At 60.8% G+C, this 19,039-nt stretch carries 18 protein-coding genes; 8 read left to right on the top strand and 10 right to left on the bottom strand.

What is annotated here, in order from left to right; translation table 11 throughout:
• From PY308_RS19840 to PY308_RS19860, 5 genes are read left to right on the top strand one after another with little or no spacing between them, the layout of a single operon-like run.
• Window positions 1-1,380: an amidohydrolase gene (locus tag PY308_RS19840; protein WP_275786083.1), complete on the top strand. Its 1,380-nt coding sequence runs from the start codon at window positions 1-3 to the stop codon at window positions 1,378-1,380.
• Between the two features lie 36 nt (window positions 1,381-1,416).
• Window positions 1,417-2,514 carry a BMP family ABC transporter substrate-binding protein gene (locus tag PY308_RS19845; protein WP_275786087.1) on the top strand — a complete coding sequence of 366 codons (1,098 nt, stop codon included), beginning with the start codon at window positions 1,417-1,419 and terminating at the stop codon, window positions 2,512-2,514.
• Between the two features lie 3 nt (window positions 2,515-2,517).
• Window positions 2,518-4,041: an ABC transporter ATP-binding protein gene (locus tag PY308_RS19850; RefSeq protein WP_275786090.1), complete on the top strand. Its 1,524-nt coding sequence runs from the start codon at window positions 2,518-2,520 to the stop codon at window positions 4,039-4,041.
• Window positions 4,038-5,144, top strand: a complete 1,107-nt coding sequence (locus PY308_RS19855) for an ABC transporter permease (RefSeq protein WP_275786092.1) — start codon at window positions 4,038-4,040, stop codon at window positions 5,142-5,144. Before PY308_RS19850 ends, PY308_RS19855 begins: the two co-directional genes overlap by 4 nt.
• Window positions 5,141-6,052 carry an ABC transporter permease gene (locus PY308_RS19860; RefSeq protein ID WP_275786094.1) on the top strand — a complete coding sequence of 304 codons (912 nt, stop codon included), beginning with the start codon at window positions 5,141-5,143 and terminating at the stop codon, window positions 6,050-6,052. Before PY308_RS19855 ends, PY308_RS19860 begins: the two co-directional genes overlap by 4 nt.
• Window positions 6,053-6,513: 461 nt before the next feature.
• Here PY308_RS19860 and PY308_RS19865 read toward each other — a convergent pair whose 3' ends face one another.
• The 6 genes from PY308_RS19865 to PY308_RS19890 form a co-directional block, all read right to left on the bottom strand.
• A complete protein-coding gene (locus tag PY308_RS19865) occupies window positions 6,514-7,083 on the bottom strand; it encodes a CarD family transcriptional regulator (protein WP_275786097.1) in 570 nt (189 codons plus the stop codon).
• 407 nt (window positions 7,084-7,490) lie between these two features.
• Complete coding sequence (gene fdxA, locus PY308_RS19870; protein ID WP_275786099.1) at window positions 7,491-7,829, bottom strand: ferredoxin FdxA; 339 nt, start codon at window positions 7,827-7,829, stop codon at window positions 7,491-7,493.
• Window positions 7,830-8,018: 189 nt separating this feature from the next.
• Entirely contained in the window at window positions 8,019-8,429 is a 411-nt protein-coding gene (locus tag PY308_RS19875; RefSeq protein ID WP_275786101.1) for an RNA-binding S4 domain-containing protein, read from the bottom strand.
• Window positions 8,430-8,431: 2 nt separating this feature from the next.
• On the bottom strand, window positions 8,432-11,569 hold the full coding sequence (locus PY308_RS19880; protein WP_275791213.1) for a helicase-related protein: 3,138 nt from the start codon (window positions 11,567-11,569) through the stop codon (window positions 8,432-8,434).
• Window positions 11,570-11,833: 264 nt separating this feature from the next.
• Window positions 11,834-12,559, bottom strand: a complete 726-nt coding sequence (gene phbB / locus PY308_RS19885) for an acetoacetyl-CoA reductase (RefSeq protein ID WP_275786104.1) — start codon at window positions 12,557-12,559, stop codon at window positions 11,834-11,836.
• A 96-nt stretch (window positions 12,560-12,655) separates the two neighbouring features.
• Window positions 12,656-13,837, bottom strand: coding sequence for an acetyl-CoA C-acetyltransferase (locus PY308_RS19890; RefSeq protein WP_275786107.1), 1,182 nt, complete (start codon window positions 13,835-13,837; stop codon window positions 12,656-12,658).
• A gap of 227 nt (window positions 13,838-14,064) precedes the next feature.
• On the opposite strand from PY308_RS19890, the gene phaR reads away from it, so the two are divergent.
• A complete protein-coding gene (gene phaR / locus PY308_RS19895; RefSeq protein WP_275786110.1) occupies window positions 14,065-14,646 on the top strand; it encodes a polyhydroxyalkanoate synthesis repressor PhaR in 582 nt (193 codons plus the stop codon).
• A gap of 57 nt (window positions 14,647-14,703) precedes the next feature.
• Here the strand turns inward: phaR and PY308_RS19900 are convergent, their stop codons facing one another.
• The 4 genes from PY308_RS19900 to mtgA form a co-directional block, all read right to left on the bottom strand.
• Window positions 14,704-15,111, bottom strand: coding sequence for a hypothetical protein (locus tag PY308_RS19900; RefSeq protein ID WP_275786113.1), 408 nt, complete (start codon window positions 15,109-15,111; stop codon window positions 14,704-14,706).
• A 144-nt stretch (window positions 15,112-15,255) separates the two neighbouring features.
• Window positions 15,256-15,441 carry a 50S ribosomal protein L32 gene (gene rpmF / locus PY308_RS19905; protein WP_037208532.1) on the bottom strand — a complete coding sequence of 62 codons (186 nt, stop codon included), beginning with the start codon at window positions 15,439-15,441 and terminating at the stop codon, window positions 15,256-15,258.
• A 156-nt stretch (window positions 15,442-15,597) separates the two neighbouring features.
• Complete coding sequence (locus tag PY308_RS19910) at window positions 15,598-16,245, bottom strand: glutathione S-transferase family protein (protein ID WP_275786120.1); 648 nt, start codon at window positions 16,243-16,245, stop codon at window positions 15,598-15,600.
• A gap of 75 nt (window positions 16,246-16,320) precedes the next feature.
• Window positions 16,321-17,097: a monofunctional biosynthetic peptidoglycan transglycosylase gene (gene mtgA / locus PY308_RS19915; RefSeq protein WP_275786123.1), complete on the bottom strand. Its 777-nt coding sequence runs from the start codon at window positions 17,095-17,097 to the stop codon at window positions 16,321-16,323.
• A 133-nt stretch (window positions 17,098-17,230) separates the two neighbouring features.
• Here mtgA and PY308_RS19920 point away from each other — a divergent pair, with 133 nt between their 5' ends.
• Complete coding sequence (locus PY308_RS19920; RefSeq protein ID WP_275791214.1) at window positions 17,231-18,145, top strand: polyprenyl synthetase family protein; 915 nt, start codon at window positions 17,231-17,233, stop codon at window positions 18,143-18,145.
• A gap of 245 nt (window positions 18,146-18,390) precedes the next feature.
• Window positions 18,391-19,029 (top strand): LysE family translocator, encoded by a 639-nt coding sequence (locus PY308_RS19925; RefSeq protein WP_275786126.1) that lies wholly within the window; start codon window positions 18,391-18,393, stop codon window positions 19,027-19,029.
• Window positions 19,030-19,039 lie beyond the last annotated feature (10 nt).

The raw sequence follows: 19,039 nt of genomic DNA on the forward strand, positions 1-19,039 counted from the left end.
ATGACCGGCTATCTTCTGAAAAACTGCGCGGCAGTAGTGGTCGATGACGGCAAGGGGCCGGTCGTCCATCGCAACGTCGATCTCCTGACCAATGGGCCGGCGATCCAGGCGATCGGCGAAAACCTTGGGGCCCAAGCGCTGCCTGCCGGCACAACGATCCAGGATGCCAGCGGCTGGTTCGTCTATCCCGGCCTCGTTAACACCCACCATCATTTCTTCCAGTGCTTCGTGCGCAACCGCGCCGATCTCGACTGGACGAAGCTCTCGGTCATAGAGTGGCTCGACCGCATCTACCCGATCTTCTCGCAACTGAACGAGGAGTGCTTCTACCATTCCTCGGTCACGGCCATGGCCGAGCTGATCAAGCATGGCTGCACCACGGCCTTCGACCACCAGTATAATTTCCCCCGGCACGCAGGAAAGCGGCTGATCGACCGGCAATTCGAAGCGGCTCAGATGCTCGGCATGCGTTTCCACGCCGGTCGCGGCGGTAACACACTTCCGAAGTCGCAGGGCTCCACCATCCCCGACGAAATGCTGGAAACGACGGACGAATTCATTGCCGATTGCGCCCGGCTGATTGATGCGTATCAAGACCCCAACCCCTTCAGCATGCGCCAGGTGGTCGTGGCGCCGTGCCAGCCGGTCAATTGCTACCGTGAAACCTTCGTGGAATCGGTGGCGCTGGCGCGCGATCGGGATGTGATGATGCACACCCATGTCGGAGAGGGTGAAAGCCCGGTCATCCAGGCCCGCCACGGCCTGCGCACGGTCGATTATCTGGAAGAACTCGGCTTTGCCGGGCCCGATGCCTTCTATGCGCATTGCTGGGAACTGACTCATGACGAATTGAAAACGATGGCGGCAAGCGGAACCGGGGTTTCGCATTGCCCGGAGCCCGTCTATCTGGTCGGCGCCGAGGTCACCGATATCCCCGCCATGTCGGCCTTTGGCTTGCGTGTCGGGCTTGGCTGCGACGGCGCGGCCTCCAATGACAATTCGAACCTGATGCACTGCCTGCACTCGGCCTACATGCTGCAGTGCCTTGTCGCATCTACCCGCACCCATCCCGTACCGCCTTCCGTTGACTTTCTGGGCTACGCCACGACGGGCGGCGCAAGCCTGCTCGGGCGGCACGATATCGGCCGGCTGGCGCCCGGCATGGCTGCCGATCTGTTTGCGATCGACACGCGCCGCATGGACTATGTCGGCACGCGGCATGATCCGCTGAGCCTGATCCCCCGCGTCGGGATCGGCATGGCCGCCGACATGACCATGATCAACGGCCGTATTGTTTGGCAAAAGGGTGAGTTTCCCGGGCTCGACGAAGCGAAACTGTTTGCCGATGCCGAGGCCGCACTCGCCACTGCAAATTTCTGATGTGATTTCTGAAAAACCGAAAAGGGAACCGACACCATGAACAACCTGACCCGCCGAAATCTGATGAAGGCCGCCGCTGCCACCGGTCTCGCCGGCGCATTCGGCAGCCGCCTTGCCCACGCAGCCGACGAACCGCTCGGCATTACGCTTGTCATACCCTCGCCGGTTGGCGATGTCGGCTGGGGGCATGCCCTCGCCGCCGGCCTCGATCCCGTCAAGGCGGCCTATGGCGACAAGGTGAAAGTCACCATTCTCGAAAACATCCCCGAAGGCCCTGACGCCGACCGTATCATGAACAAGACTGTCGCGGACGGAAACAAGTTCCTGATTGCCGGTTCGTTCGGTTACCAGAACGGCGCGCTGCAGATCGCCCGCCGCGATCCGAGCGTCACCGTGCTGCACGCATCCGGCTTCCAGGTCGCCCCCAATTTCTCGCCCTTCGCCGCCAAATATTTCCAGGGTTCCTACCTTTTGGGCATGGCTGCCGCCGCGCTCAGCAAAACCGGCAAGCTCGGCTCCGTATCCGCCTTTGCGATCCCCGAACTGATCACCACCATCAACGCCTTCACGCTGGGTGCCCAATCGGTCAAGCCCGACATTGAAGTGTCGGTCGTGTGGGTGAATTCCTGGTTCGACCCCGCCAAGGAGCAGGAAGCCGCAAAAGCCCTGATCGCGCAGAAATGCGACGTCATCTTCTCGAATGCGCAGGACACGCCCTCCGTCATCGCCGCCTGCGAGGAGGCCGGCGTCTATGCGTTCAACCTCAACTCCTCGATGAAGAAATATGCGCCGAAAATGTATCTCGGCTGCGTTTCGACGGACTGGTCGCCCTTTTTCAAGGCCTCGGTCGATGCGCATTTCGCCGGCACGTTCAAGGGCGCCAACACCTTCCTCGGTGTCAAGGAAAAGGTCGTTGAGGTCGTGGACTGGAGCCCGGATGTCCCAGCCGACGTTATGACCAAGATCAAGGACGTCGAGGCGAAGATCGCAGATGGCAGCTTCTCGCCCTTCACCGGGCCGATCAGCAAGGCGGATGGCAGCGAAGCCGTGCCGGCCGGCACGGCCCTGACCGATGCCGAGATCGTCGCCCTCGACTGGCACGTCAAGGGCGTCACCACGCCGCTGCCGAAGTAAGCCATGTCCATCCCGCTCCTGTCGCTGCGCGGCATTTCGAAGAGCTACGGCCAGATCCATGCCAATCAGGCGATCGATCTGGACGTGGCTCCACAGTCGATCCATGCGATCCTCGGGGAAAACGGGGCGGGAAAATCGACGCTGATGAAGCTGATCTATGGCGTCGAACAGCCGGACGACGGAACCCTCGTCTGGGAAGGAGAGCCCTTGGACCTTGCCTCCCCTGCGGATGCCAGGCGCAAGGGCATCGGCATGGTTTTCCAGCACTTCTCGCTTTTCGAGACGCTGACGGTGGTGGAAAACATCCGGCTGGTCGTTCCGGGGCGGAAGGCCGATCTTGAGGAAAAAATTCGGACACTCGGGCGGGAATTCGGCCTTGACGTGGATCCGCGCGCCCATGTGCACGCACTGTCCGTTGGCGAACGGCAGCGGGTGGAGATCGTCCGCTGCCTGATGACCAATCCGAAGCTGCTCATTCTGGACGAGCCGACCTCGGTCCTGCCGCCACAAATGGTGGAGACACTGTTCGACACCTTGCGCCGCCTGCGTGACGGCGGCGTTTCCATCCTGTTCATTTCCCACAAGCTGGAGGAAATCCGGGCAATTTGCGACCGGGCGACCATTCTGCGGGGCGGGCGTGTCACCGGCGATGTCGATCCGCGGGCGCATGATGCTCATGACCTTGCCCGTATGATGATCGGGCGCGATATGCCGGCGCCGATGCCTGCCATTGCGCGCGCCTCCGGGGAAAAGCAGCTTGAGATCATCGGCCTCGACCACACGCCCGCCGATCCTTTCGGCGTGCCGCTCTCCGGCATCAGCCTAAAGGTGCGGGCCGGCGAAATTCTGGGGATCGCCGGCATTTCCGGCAACGGACAAAGCGAACTCGCCGCGCTGATATCCGGCGAGACTTTGCTTGGCCCTGAACAGCGCGACCGGATTTTCATGATGGGAAAGGATGTCGGCAGGCTCGGTGCCGCCGCCCGCCGCAAGCTTGGTTTTGCCTTCGTTCCTGAAGACCGGCTCGGGCGAGGCGCCATCCCTGAAATGTCGCTTGTCCTCAACAGCCTGCTGACGGCCCATCCGCTCAAGCTCCTGCGGCACAGTCTTGTCGACAGAGCGCGCGCGACCGCCTTTACCGAGGAATGCATCCGCCAATACGATGTCCGCACACCAGGCCCGCAGGCCGAGGCGGGCAGTTTGTCCGGGGGGAACCTGCAGAAATTCATCGTCGGCCGGGAAATCATGCTCTCGCCCAAGCTCTTGTTCGTGGCGCAGCCAACCTGGGGCGTCGATATCGGCGCGGCGTCGGCCGTGCGCAGCCGGCTTGTCGCGCTGCGCAACGAGGGTATGGCAATCCTCGTGATATCCGAGGAACTCGAGGAACTGTTCGAACTCTGCGATTCAATTCAGGTACTGCATCACGGAGCACTGAGCCGCCCACTTGTCACCCGAGAAACCAAACCCGAAGAGATCGGCCGATACATGATCGGGGTACAGCATTCGCCGGAAAAGGCGCACGCATGAATATCTGGTCGATGGCCCCCAGTTTCGTCCGCCGCGAGCGCGCATCATCGGCCGCGACCGTGCTTGCGCCTGTTGTCGCGCTTACGGTCGCCATCATCCTCAATCTCGGCCTTTACGTCGTGATCGGCCGCGATCCCCTTGCCGTCATTCACGCGATGCTTCTCGAGCCATTCCTCTCCTTTGCGTCCTTTTCGGAAGTGCTGCTCAAGGCCGGCCCGCTCCTGCTGATCGCCCAGGGGCTGGCGATCGGCTTTCGGGCAAAGGTCTTCAATATCGGGGCAGAAGGCCAGTTCATCCTCGGCGCGATTTCCGCCTCCGCCATTCCCGTCTGGTTTCCGCAGGCGACGGGCCAGTGGATCTGGCCGGCAATGCTCCTGCTCGGCGCAATCGGCGGCGCGCTCTGGGCGTCGATCACCGCCTTCTGGCGGGTTAGGCTGAATGCCAATGAAATACTGGTTTCGTTGATGCTCAGCCTTGTTGCTGCACAGCTTCTGAACTACCTCTTGCTCGGCCCCTGGAAGGACCCGAACGGCTTCAATTTCCCGCAATCCGTGATGTTCCAGTACGATGCGATGGTGCCGACGCTGATTTCCGGGACACGCGTCAATGTTTCGCTTCTGATCACGCTCGCCCTATCGCTGGCCGCATGGATCTTCATGCAGAAGAGCTTTGCCGGCTACAAGCTGCAGGTTGGCGGGCTTGCGCCCAGAGCTGCCGGCTATGCCGGCTTCAGCCAGAGTTGGGCAATCTGGCTCTCCCTGCTCATCGGCGGCTTTGCCGCAGGACTTGCGGGAGCGGCAGAAGTCGCCGGGCCGCTCGGCCAGTTGCAACGCTCGATCTCCACCGGCTACGGTTATGCGGCCATCATCGTCGCCTATCTCGGCGGCCTGCATCCGCTTGGGATCATCGTTTCCGCGCTGGTCATGGCTGTCATCTATATCGGCGGGGACAATGCCATGGTCTCGGCCAATCTGCCGATCGCCGCCGTTCGCGTCTTTCAGGGCAGCTTGCTTCTGGCCTATCTCGTCGCCATTGCCTTCGTGCGCTACCGCCTGGAGTGGCCTCAAGCCGCCAGAAAGACCGTCCATCGGAGCCCGTCATGAATGCCATTGAGTTCATCATTTCCGGCATGCTCGCAGCCGCCACGCCCTTCCTTCTTGCCGCCCTTGGCGAGTTGGTGGTCGAGCGTGCCGGGGTCCTCAACCTCGGGGTCGAGGGGCTGATGGCCTTGGGCGCAGTGCTCGCCTTCATCACCGTCTATCACGGCGGCGGACATTTCTTGGGCTTCGTCGCCGCCGGGCTTGGGAGCGCTGCTCTTTCTCTGGTGTTCGCAGTCGTCGCGCTTGGATTTCGGGCAAACCAGGTGGCGACAGGCTTGGCAATCGGCATCCTCGGCCAGGGGCTCTCGGCACTTTTCGGGAAAACCTATGAAAGCCTGACAGTCAAGGCGCTGCCCAAGCTCGCTTTTCCCTGGCTCTCTGACATTCCGGTCGTCGGGGGGCTCTTCACCCAGGACATCGTCGTGTGGATTTGCCTGCTAGCGACGCTTTGCATATGGGCGATGTTTACATTCTCAAAACTCGGTTTGATCATCCGCGCAGTCGGAGAAAACCCCAAGGCGGCCCACGCTATCGGCTACCCGGTCGTCACCGTGCGGGTTCTGGCCATTGCCTTCGGCGGCGCCATGGCTGGTTTCGCCGGCGCCTACGCGGCGGTGATCTACACCCCGCTTTGGGCCGATGGAATGATCGCCGGCCGTGGCTGGATCGCAATCGCCCTCGTCGTCTTCGGCACATGGCTCACCGGTCGCATATTCCTCGGCGCCTGCCTCTTCGGCGCCGTCTCGCTGATGGGGCTCGCAGCCCAGGCAACAGGAATGGACGTTCCCTCGCAATTGCTGTCGAGCCTGCCCTATATCGTCACGATCATCGTGCTCGGCATCATCTCGTCAAACCGCCGCCTGCTGAAGCTGAACGGCGTCGCCTCGCTCGGCGAGCCCTTCGAGCGGTAAGTTGCAACCCCCAAGGCGCACGTGAGGCCATCGGTATCTGGTTCTTGTGCAGGCTGCATGGCGTATCGTCCTTCGGAGCACTTACCGGCGAGAGCAGATAATGTTCCAGCGTGGACGTCGGCACCCAGTCACAGTTCACCGCTTGGTCGGAACCACTGGAACACCTGCACCGTCCAACGAAGCGCCGCTCAGGCTTTCCGACAGGGCCGATAGGCGCTTTGCCGTATCCGGATCCATTGCCCATGGACCCTGCCCTACACTGCAGCACCGCCACGTCGCAGTCCGTTCACGCCGCCCCATGCCGTCATGGTCGGCCTCAGATGCCGAAGCCCGGAATCCCGCAGGGCCGCTGGCGGAAACTTCATCGAACAAAGCGGAACACACCCGTCCAGAATGGCTGAAAACATAAAAAGCCCCGTCATTGCTGACAGGGCTTTTGGTCTTACTTTCGAAAATAGCGGCTATGCAGCTTCTTCCTGGGTATCTTCTTCTTCAACCGTCTTGCCGCGCTTGGGACCCTTGGCAAGGTTGGTTTCAACGAGACGCACGGCTTCGGTTTCCGACATCTTGTTCACGGCGGCGATTTCGCGCGCCATGCGGTCGAGGGCGGCCTCGTAGAGTTGACGCTCGGAGTAGGACTGCTCCGGCTGGTTTTCCGCACGATAAAGATCGCGAACGACTTCGGCGATGGAAATCAGGTCACCGGAATTGATCTTGGCATCATATTCCTGCGCACGGCGCGACCACATGGTCCGCTTGACGCGCGCCCTGCCCTGGACCACCTTCAATGCACGCTCGACGAAATCCGTTTCCGACAGCTTGCGCATGCCAATGCTGACGGCTTTGGCGACCGGCACCTTAAGGCGCATTTTATCCTTTTCGAAATCGATTACAAACAGTTCGAGCGTCATGCCCGCAACCACCTGCTCCTCGATTGTGACGATCTGTCCGACACCATGAGCCGGGTAAACGATCGATTCACCGGTCTTGAAGCCGTGGCGTGCTGAAGATTTTTTCTGCTGGGTCGTCATTCGTTTCAAAAACTCCCTGTTACGCTCCCGGGCTCTGCCGGGGCCGGGTCAGTCAGGCCCGGAATGGACGGGGACACCGTCGGGTGACTCCATGCTGATCCGTGCCAACGGTCGTCAAATCAATCTTCTGCGGGGCGATCACACACAAGCAACAGACGTTGCGTATTTGGGGTCAGCCGCGCCTTGGGATTGTTTTGCTTTCGTGATGGTTTTCGGACGCATGTTTGCGTCGTGGTGTGGATCAGTTTTTAGACCCTATCACAAAAATCTGCAGAAATCAATAATTTGCTTTACAACAGCAAACGACTCTCACCCGTCCGGCAGGGACATGGTTAAGCCGCAATTCCCCAAATTTCGCCACTTTCCAGAAGGCGCTTTGCCCTCCCGAAAATCACATGCCCTTAGGGTCAATCGCCTTTTCCAGGCTCCGGCGAAAAGTATTTCTCGTACTTGCCCTCTATCCCGTCCATCTCTTTGGCTTCCGGCAAGGGATCGCGCTTGATCGTTATGTTCGGCCATTGCGTGGAAAAATCGGCATTCACCTTCAGCCACATGTCGAGACCCGGCTCGGTGTCCGGCTTGATCGCGCCGGCCGGACATTCGGGCTCGCAAACGCCGCAATCGATGCATTCGTCGGGATGAATGACCAGAAAATTCTCGCCTTCGTAGAAGCAATCCACCGGGCACACTTCCACGCAATCGGTATATTTGCAGCGCACGCAATTGTCTGTCACGACATACGTCATGAGGTACTCCAGCGATGTCACAATCGGATGGCGGAGATGGACGGGACGCCCGCCGGCCGCTTACGTTCGGTATATCAGCAGCCCCGCGTCATCGCGATCCGCTGCCGGGTGAGTGCGTGAGGTAAAGGCTTTGCAGGACCATTGCAAGGATTATCCATGCGCCGAAACCCCTTCTGGCAAGACAGTTTTCTAATCCGTTTCCCAGTCCGGCCGCAGCCGGTCCACGTCGCGCCGTTCCTTTTTCGTCGGCCGCCCGGCGCCGCGTTCACGGGTCGCCTGTTCGAAGGCGGTCGGCTTTTCACGCGAGGCCGGCGGCGTCATGTCTTCGTAAAGCAGCTTCGCCTCTTCAAAGGGACCACGCCGCGTACCGGCTTGCAGCACCCGCGCGACAAAAGTGTGCCGATCGAGCGAAAGGGAGACGACATCTCCGAATTTCAGCAGAAAGGACGGCTGGGTGACGCGTGCGTCGTTAACACGGACATCCCCTTTCTCGATCGCCTTCTGGGCGATCGAGCGCGATTTCTGCAGGCGGGTAAAAAACAGCCATTTGTCCAGACGCTGGCGAAGGGCCGGCAACGGGGGAAGCTGCGTCTCGCTCATGCCTATTTCTTCATCTGTTCCTTGAGAGCGGCGAGCTTTGCAAAGGGCGAATCCGGATCGACCGGCTTTTCCTTGCGGGGTGGGCGGGCCTCGAATTTCGCCGCCTGCGGCTTTCCGCCGCGGTCGTTGCGATCCGGCCGGTCCTTCCGCTCGCCCTTGTCCGGACGCGGTCCGTTTTGAGGCTTGCCGCCGTCACGGCTGCGATTGCGATCCGGCCGGCCACCGCCACCGCTCTTGCGCTTGTCGTCGTCGCGGGGTTCACGACGCGCCTCGCCGCGCGGTTCGCCGGTTTCGCGACGGGTCTCGGCCTGCGGAGCGCGATTGTTGGCGCCACGCTGATTGGGGCGCCCGCCCGTTCGCTGGTTGTCGTTGCGCCCGCCAGGGCGCCACAGGAGAACGGGCTTGGCTTCGACAGGTTCGGCGGCCTCAACCACGGCAACTGCTTCGGTCGCGACGGCCTCGATCTCCGTTGCAGCTGCAGCCGTCTCGGGCTCCGCAGTCTGATCGGAGGCTGGCTGATCGGAGACAGTATGATGGGGGGCGGTCGGCCCGGCAGCCGGCTGTTCAACGGCGCTCTGTTCGTCCGGCTGGGCCGCATCGGCCGGGGCATCGGCAGCGTCATGATCCGCCGCGTCCACAGGCTCGCCGGCTGTCTGCGCCACGGGTGTGGTGGCCTGACCGGCCTGAGCAGCCAGAAATGCTGCAGCGTCTTCTGCCTTCACTGCGTCGGCGCGGTAGCCGAGGCCCTTCAGGATCTCTTCCATATCGTCCGGCGTCGCACCGAGGATGGACAGCATGGCCGTCGTCGCGGTAAAGCGGCGGCCATCATAGGCGCCTTCGGGCCGAACCGTGCCCGGCTTCCACTGCAGAAGCGGACGGATAAGATCCGCCAGACGCTCAAGGATGTCGATGCGCACGGCCCGTTTGCCGAGGAACCGGAAACCCGCAAGTTTGTAGAAGCTGCGCTCGAAGGACGGATCGGTGACGACGGAGGTGCGACCTGCAGCCAGAACAGGGATGAGATCGCCATAGCCGGGCTTGTCCAGACCGTCGTTCTTCAGCGCCCAGAGCAACGTGATCAGTTCCGCAGGCGCCGGCTTCAACAGCGCCGGCATGAAAATATGATACGCCCCGAAGCGAATGCCATGACGACGGATCGAGGCACGCGCCTCCTGGTCCAGCGACTTGACATCGTCCGCCACATCGCGACGGAACATGACGCCGAGATTTTCCACGAGCTGGAATGCCAGGCCCTTGGCAAGGCCTTCCAGATCTTCAGCGCGGGAGAGATCGTCGAGCGGCTTCAGCACGGTCGAAATATGGTGGTTCACGAAACGCTCGATACGCGCCAACACATGGTCGCGCGCAATGCCCTGAAGCTGTTCGTCGGCGAGAAGGATAACGCGCGGGCGCATAACATGGTCGCTGGCAGCAAGACGTGCCACAGGATCGCCGACCCAGCGGACCAGACCGTCTGAGGCAAGCGCCAGATCCGAATTGCCGGCCGCATGCAAGCGCGCAGCCCGGGCTTCGAATTCCAATGCCAGTGCCTTCTGTGCGGCACCCTGTGCCGCACGCGCATCCAAACCATCGGCGCCGGTCGCCAGCGTGAAACGGAACCCGGCCAATTGTCCCACATGATGTCCTTCAACAAAGACATCGCCATTTACACTGATTTCAGCTTCCAGCATCGCATTCTCTCTCAGGCGCTTCATGAGCACAGATGTCCTGCGATCAACAAAGCGTTTCGTCAACCTTTCATGTAACGCGTCAGACAATCGATCTTCGATTTCCCGCGTCTTTTCCTGCCAGTGTGTCGGATCGGCAAGCCACCCCGGACGATTGGACACATAGGTCCACGTCCTTATCTGCGCTATTCTCGCGGACAGTGTGTCGATTTCACCATCCGTATAGTCCGCACGCCGGACCTGTTCAGCCATAAAATCTTCATTCACTGTGCCACGCCGGACAAGATCGGCATAGATGGTCGAGATCAGATCGGCGTGTTGCGCCGGCGTTATACGACGATAGTCCGGAAGTGCACAGGCCTCCCAGAGTTTTTCTACACGCTCCGGTGTGGTGGCGACCGATATGACTTCCGGATAGCGAGAAAGATAGTCCAGCGCCTGCTGATCGACCGCCGGCAGCGCACGTGTCAGGCCGTGAACCGCCGGCGGTGTTTCGAGACTTTTCTTCAGCGTTGCGATGGAGGCGTAGTTCACTGCCTTGGACCGCCACTGCAGCACCCGGACCGGGTCAAAGTGATGCGACTCGATCCTGTGGACCAGTTCCTTGTCGAAGGGCTCGACCCTGGACGTAACGCCGAACGTACCGTCGCGCAGGTGACGGCCGGCACGGCCGGCGATCTGCGCGAGTTCGCCGGGATTGAGATCCCGGAACTGATAGCCGTCATATTTGCGACTCTGGGCAAAGGCCACATGGTCGACATCCAGATTGAGCCCCATGCCGATCGCATCGGTCGCCACCAGATATTCGACCTCGCCTTCCTGATAGAGCGCCACCTGGGCATTGCGGGTGCGGGGCGAGAGCGCGCCGAGCACGACCGCTGCGCCGCCCCTTTGCCGGCGAATCAACTCGGCGATCGCGTAGACCTCCTCGGCCGAAAAGGCGACGATGGCCGAACGCTGGGGCAAACGGGTGATCTTCTTGGAACCGGCATAGAGAAGCTGCGACAAACGCGGCCGCTCGACGATGGTGATACCGGGCAGCAGATGCTCGAGAATGGGCCTCATGGTGGAGGCCCCGAGAAGCAGGGTTTCGACACGCCCGCGCAGATGCATCAACCGGTCGGTAAAGATATGACCGCGCTCCAGATCGCCGGCAAGCTGGACCTCGTCGATGGCGACGAAAGCAGCCTTGGTCTCGCGCGGCATGGCCTCGACGGTGCAGACCGAAAAGCGCGCCATATGCGGGGTGATTTTCTCCTCGCCGGTTATCAGCGCGACATTGTGGGCACCAACCTTCTCAACGACACGCGTATAGACTTCGCGCGCAAGGAGACGCAGCGGCAGACCGATAACGCCGCTTTCATGCGCAACCATGCGCTCGATCGCATAATGCGTCTTGCCGGTATTGGTCGGGCCGAGGACCGCGATCACGCCGCGGCCACTCAAAATCATCGGTTGGTCAGGCACTGTGTCGATCCTGCGCATTTCCATTCGCAACGGCCGTCAGACGCGCATGGACCACGCAACCGACTGGCCACACATGCCTATCGCCGCCTTCAAACACAAGGGCGGCGATCGAAAAGATTGAAAATCGGCGAAATGAGTGCGGTCGCAACAGCGCCAGCGGAACAGGGATGGAACGAATCGGCGACGAATCGCTGACACACTGGAATTCGCTCTTTGTTCGCGCCGTATCCTTGTTGGGGTCCGCATCCGTCAGACGAAGAACTGACCGCCGTTCGCGGATATGGTCGATCCGGTAATGAAGCCCGCGTCATCGGAAGCGAGGAACACCGCGATACGGGCGATTTCTGCCGGCTCTCCGAGGCGTCCCACCGGGATTTGCGGGATGATCCTCTCGTTCAAAACCTTTTCAGGGATCGCACGCACCATTTCCGTGCCGATATACCCCGGACAAATGGCGTTGACGGTGATGCCCTTGGCAGCGCCTTCCTGCGCCAGCGCCTTGGTGAAGCCAAGATCGCCCGCCTTCGCGGCGGAATAATTGACCTGGCCCATCTGGCCCTTTTGGCCATTGATCGAGGAAATATTGATCACCCGGCCGAAATTGCGATCCCGCATTCCGGTCCAGACCGGATGCGTCATATTGAAAAGGCCCGTCAGGTTGGTATCGACAACGGCCGTCCATTGATCCGGCGTCATCTTGTGAAACATGGCATCGCGTGTGATGCCGGCATTATTGACGAGAATCTCGACCGGACCGAGATCGGCTTCGACGCGGGCAAGGCCGGCAGCACAGGCCGCATAGCTGGAGACATCCCATTTATACGTGGGAATACCGGTTTCGGCAGTGAATGCCTGGGCTTTTTCATCATTGCCGGCATAATTGGCCGCCACCGCGTATCCGGCGTCCTTCAAGGCAGCGGAAATAGCCGCCCCAATGCCACGCGATCCGCCCGTAACCAGTGCTACTCTGCTCATTCGTATCTCCCCCCGTTTTATCCGTTTTTTATAACACCGTCGCCCGCCTTGGTACGTCCCGGCCAGCGGGCCAGGACGTACCAGGAAATCGGACGTTTAAAACCGCTCGACACACATGGCTACACCCATGCCGCCGCCGATGCAGAGCGTTGCAAGGCCCTTGGAAACGCCGCGGCGCTTCATCTCGAACAACAGCGTGTTGAGCACCCGCGCACCGGATGCGCCGATCGGATGGCCGATGGCGATGGCGCCGCCATTGACATTGACGATCGATGTATCCCAGCCGAGATCCTTGTTGACGGCGCAGGCCTGCGCTGCAAAAGCCTCGTTGGCTTCCACAAGATCGATATCGCTGACCGACCAGCCGGCCTTTTCCAGCGCCTTTCGCGAGGCCGGGATCGGACCCGTGCCCATGATCTGCGGATCGACGCCGGCCGTTGCCCAGGAGACAATGCGGGCGAGCGGCTGGATGCCACGCCGACCAGCCTCATCTTCCGTCATCAAAAGAGCCGCAGCGGCGCCGTCGTTGAGACCCGAAGCATTCGCTGCCGTCACGGTTCCGTCCTTGTCGAAGGCCGGGCGCAGCTTGGTCATGGATTCCAGCGTTGCCCCATGGCGAATATATTCATCCTGGTCGACGGTCACGTCGCCTTTGCGCCCCTTCACCACGAAGGGAATGATCTCGTCCGCAAAACGGCCTGCCTTCTGCGCGGCTTCGGCCTTGTTCTGCGAACCCACGGCAAACTGGTCCTGTTCGTCGCGCGACAGCTGCCACTTCTTGGCGATATTCTCGGCCGTCGTACCCATGTGATAGCCGTAGAAGGCGTCGGTAAGCCCGTCCTTGATCATGGTGTCGACCATCTTCAGATCGCCCATCTTCACGCCGCCGCGCAAATGCGCGCAATGCGGTGCCATCGACATGGATTCCATGCCGCCGGCCACGATGATCTTTGCGTCGCCGGTGGCAATCTGTTGCATGCCGAGCGCAACCGCGCGCAAGCCCGAACCGCAGAGCTGGTTCATGCCCCAGGCTGTTGCTTCCTGGGGAATGCCGGCCTTCATTGCCGCCTGGCGCGCCGGATTCTGGCCCTCGCCGGCAGACAGCACCTGCCCGAGGATCACCTCATCGACCTCTGCGGGGTCGACGCCCGCCCGTTCGAGCACACCCTTGATGACGGCGGCCCCGAGTTCGTGGGCCAGTGTATTGGCAAAAGAGCCGTTGAAGGCGCCGACTGCCGTCCGGCCGGCACTGGCGATGACGATGGAGGGAGTGCTCATGAAATGTTTCCTCGTTCATTTTTTTAGCAACTGGCCAAAGACTGACAAAGGTCTGCCCGCAAGTCAAACGGGATCGTTGACGCGCAACGTCCACTGTTTGAAACCTGGTGTCAGCGCGAAACCTCGCGCTTGCGTCGCCGCATCGCACAAAGAGATTGTCAGAAGAGGTTTTTTCCGGATACTCTAAAAAAACATAATAAAGACGGGACCATGGGGAGGAGACCCAGATGGCTAAACACGACGGCCAGATCGTTATCAAGAAATACGCCAACCGACGGCTCTACAATACCGGCACGAGCACCTATGTCACGCTCGACGATCTCGCGGTGATGGTGAAAAAGGGTGAGGAATTCAACGTCCAGGACGCGAAATCCGGTGATGACATCACCCATTCGGTGCTGACACAGATCATCTTCGAACAGGAATCCAAGACCGGCAACACGCTTCTGCCTATTTCCTTCCTGCGCCAGCTTATCGCTTTTTACGGCGACCAGATGCAGATGGTCGTGCCGAGTTATCTCGAACATTCGATGCAGGCATTCACCGACCAGCAGGTGCAGATGCGCGAGCAGATCAACAAGGCCTTCGGCGACACGCCGCTGGTCAAGAATCTGGCCGTTCCGCTGCAGTTGGTGGAGGAGCAGGTCCGGCGCAACACCGAGATTTTCAATCAGGCCATGCAGATGTTCTCGCCCTTCATGGCGGCAACACCGGCCGCCAAGGAGCCGCGCAAGGCCGAAGCGAAGGACATTGACGACCTGAAGGAGCAACTGCGCGCCTTGCAGACAAAGCTGGAAAATCTGGGCTGACCGCTGCACCCGGTCCGGATCGGGCAGCGTGTAAAAGCGCTCCCGTGAAATACGCGGTCATAGCCCGATCGATACATCCCGCCCGGCCGTGCGCATGGACACGGAAAAGCCTGCGATCACGTCGATGAAGCAGATCGTCATGAGAATGAAGAAGACATGCGTCGCCGCATTGGCGACGAGCAGGAACTCGACAAGAAAAACGATGAACAGCACCATGGAAAGAAGGTGATCCATCAGCGCCTTGGAACTGATGCGCGTGGCCTTGAGGATTTCCACGAAAAGCACGGCGAGCGCGATCACGATCAGCAGGTCCCCGACACTCATCGTCCAGACCGCACCGGACAGCATGGTCATCGAGAAGATCGTATTGTCGAAGACGGCAACCCCTCCGCTTCCCAGCAGCCCGACCATGCCGAGATTGTAAAGCACGAAGGGCAGGATCAGCAAAGGAATGGCGGCAATCATCGACAGGAACTCCCGGTTTCTTGAGACCGGTCCCGACCGGCGCAATGATATTCGCTTACAGTGTTTTTGCGGTCAAGAAATGGCACCAAAAGAAAAGGGCCGGCAAAAGCCAGCCCTCCGTCTTCAATCCCAAGCATGCGCTGATTAAGCGGAAGCCTTCGGGGTCAAAACCTGGCGGCCGCGGTACATGCCGGTCTTCAGGTCGATATGGTGCGGACGGCGAAGTTCGCCGGAGTTCTTGTCCTCGACATAGGTCGGGGACTTCAACGCGTCAGCGGAGCGGCGCATGCCGCGTTTGGACGGGCTTGTTTTTCTTTTTGGTACAGCCATTTCAGTCTCCACTTATCGGGCAAAACTCTGTTCAGCGGCCAGACCGTTGGTCGGGACAAACAGATGTCAATCTCGGAATTTTCCGGGCTTATACATGCCCGGCAGATGTTTGACCAGTCCCTGCCATCATTTTTTCGCAAAGGACGGTTCGCATCATCAAGCCTCGTCCTCCGGAACGATCCAGCTTTCCTGCAACGCCGCGTCCTGCCATTTCCGGAAGGCCGGATGGGTCTTGACCGCATCCATATAGCCGAGCGAGCCAGGATTGCGGGTGAGATCGTAGATCTCGAACCGGTTGACCACCGGTGCGAACATAGCATCCGCAGCGGTGAAGCGACCGAACAGGAAGGGGCCGCCCGAGCGGGCCACGGCCTCCCGCCAGATCGTCTCGATCCGCTCAACATCCTCCATAACGCCGGCAGGCAGGTCTATGGCGCGCTTTTCACGGCGGATATTCATCGGGCAGGCATTGCGGAGAGCCCGGAACCCGGAGAGCATTTCCATGGAATAGCTGCGGGCGGCGGCGCGTTCCACCATATCCTCAGGCCAGAGCCCGGCCTCAGGAAAGAGCTCGGCGACATATTCGATGATCGCCAGTGATTCCCAGATCCGGATATCGCCGTGGTGCAGCACGGGAACGCGACCGGTCGGCGAAATATCCCGAAATTTGGGATTTCCGGCTGGAAAATCGAAAGGGATGACGACATCTTCGAAGGGAATGCCGCAGCCTTCCAGCGCAAGCCAGGGCCGGAGCGACCAGGAGGAATAATTCTTGTTGCCGATATAGAGGGTGAGATTGGTCACGGTCTTCTCCGATCCGCTTGGGTTGCCCTGCTATAGGGGCAAAGCCACGCTCAAAGCCAATCAAAAGGCCTGATCCTACTCATAAAGACACTTGATATATTCGCCGGAACGCCCGGCCCGGCGTTCGATGACCGAGGCGAGACGCCGCAGACCGCGTCCCGGTTTGCCCGCATTGCGCTCGACCGGATTGGGAAGCGATACCGCGAGAAGAGCCGCCTGGCGGCGCGTCAGCTTGGCAGCAGGAACGCCGAAATGGCGTTGCGCGGCGGCCTCGGCGCCATAGATGCCCGGACCCCATTCGGCAATATTCAGATAGAGTTCCATCATCCGCCGCTTGCTCCAGACGAAATCCGCCGCGACCGCCAGCGGCAATTCCATCGCCTTGCGGACAAAGGAGCGCCCATTCCATAGGAACAGGTTCTTGGCCGTCTGCATCGGGATGGTCGAGGCACCGCGGGTGGATTCGCCTTCGAGGGCCTCGTTGACGACGCCACGCATCTGTACCCAGTCGACGCCGGCATGGATGCAGAACTGGCCGTCCTCCGACATCATCACGGATTGGACGAGATTGGGAGAAATATCGTCGAGCGACACCCACTGGCGGTCGTAGCCGCGCAGCAGCACCAGATCGCGCAGCATGAGCGTCGAAACCGGATGGACGAAACCCGGCACGTAAAGGACGATCAGCACATAGGGCAACAGAACGATGGCGAGGACGATGAATATGATCTGGCGCCAGCGACGGTGCAGAGCCGCGCGCCATCCCTGAGAACGGCTGGACGACACCACCTCTTCCTCTTCCCGGCTTTCCGGTATGATTTCCACCCCTGACACACCCGCCTGATGATCCATTTGAATTTTCATAGAGCAAGAACAGCGGGAGTTGAACGCTTTTCTGGACTTTGTCCCGTCCGGCGGCCGCATCCATGGCCATATGGCAAAATCCCGTTGCCAGCGGCAGCGCAGTCGTGCCAAACAGCGCCGCATGAGCGACCTGCCCCATTCTTTCGAAGTGCGCCTGAAGAGCCATGCTATGGCCGTCGAGGCCTGCCTTGTTCACCTTCTGACAGATCAGGTGCAGTCCGACGAGATCGCCCGGCCGACATCGCTCCTTGCAGCCATGCGGCACGGCGTGCTGAACGGCGGCAAGCGCCTGCGCCCGTTTCTGGTGATGGAGAGCGCTGCCCTGCTCGGCGGCGATGCACAGGCAGCACTCAGGGTCGGCGCGGCGCTCGAATGCGTTCACAGCTATTCCCTTGTCCACGACGATCTTCCGGCCATGGATGACGACGAACTGAGGCGCGGGCAGCCGACCGTGCATATCGCCCACGGCGAAGCGAATGCGATCCTTGCCGGCGACGGCCTGCTGACGCTCGCCTTCGACATTATCGCCGCACCGGAAACCCATCTCCCGGACAGCAGCAAGACGGACCTGATCCTGGCGCTGGCCCGCGCTTCAGGTATTGGCGGCATGGCCGGCGGACAGGCGCTCGATCTGGCGGCAGAGGGGCGCGGTCTCGACGAAGCCCGCATTATCACCCTGCAGGCCATGAAGACCGGGGCGCTGATCCGCTTTGCCTGCGAGGCCGGCGCCATCATCGCCGGCAGCACCGCGGACGACCGGCGCGTGATGCGCCAGTACGGCGAAACGATCGGCCTTGCTTTCCAGCTCGCCGACGACCTTCTCGATCTGACGGCCGATGCCAAGACCATGGGCAAGGCCACTGGCAAGGACGCTGCCCGCGGCAAGGGCACGCTGGTTGCGCTGCGCGGTCAGGTTTGGGCTGAGGCAGAGCTGGCAAGGCTTGTCGCCAATGCAGAGACCTTGCTGACGGCTTTCGGACAGGAGGCCTCGATCCTTTGTGAAACGGCCCGTTTCGTGGCCAATCGAAGCCACTGACCATTATATGCTTTCGCCGGAGCCTCGGCCCTGCCCCTTCCATTGGGGAGGAGCAAGAACGCAGGCCAGCGGGAACTCCTTCTTGGTCTCTCTCGGCTTAAAGGGAGAGGTACCAACAAGGCGAGGAACGTCGGGCCATTGTCCACCCGGCCAGCCAACTTGTTACCGCAACAAGATTGCACATTCCCTTCGCCGGCCGCTGCGGCAGAATGAATATACGTAACTTTCCGCCCGGAGTCTCCGCTTTGCCAGATCTTCTACCCCACCTGCCGCAGCTTATGCTTGCCTGGAGCGCCTATCTGATCGCCGTCGCGTCGCCCGGACCGGCAGTCCTCGCCATCATCGGCACCTCGATCAGCCGTGGGCGCAGCGCGGGTATGGCGCTGGCGCTCGGCGTGCTCACAGGGTCCTATATCTGGGCGATGCTGACGGCGGCCGGGCTTTCGGCTCTGATCCGCTCCTATGGGCAGGCGATGATCGTTCTGAAGATCGCCGGCGGCCTTTATCTGCTGTGGCTTGCCTTCAACGCCTTGAGGGCCGCTCTGCGGAAAGATCTGCCGGCAGCAGCCGCAAACGAAGTTCAGCCTTCTCTGCGGAAACTCTATTTCAAGGGCCTGGGCATCCACCTTACCAATCCCAAGGCGATCTTTGCCTGGATCATGCTGGTCTCGCTCGGCATGCCGAAGGATGCGCCCGCCAGCATCATGGCGGTGTTGATCGGCGGCTGCATGGTCATGGGCGTGGTCGTGTTCACTGGCTTTGCGCTGTTGTTTTCGCTGGCACCCGTCAACCGGGCGTACCGGAGGGCGCACCGTTGGATCGAGGGGGCCATGGCGGGCTTCTTCACCTTTGCCGGCCTCCGCCTGCTGACGGCAAGGCTTTAGAGCATCGTTC

Origin of the sequence: Pararhizobium gei (assembly GCF_029223885.1) — a bacterium.
GTDB lineage: Bacteria > Pseudomonadota > Alphaproteobacteria > Rhizobiales > Rhizobiaceae > Pararhizobium > Pararhizobium gei.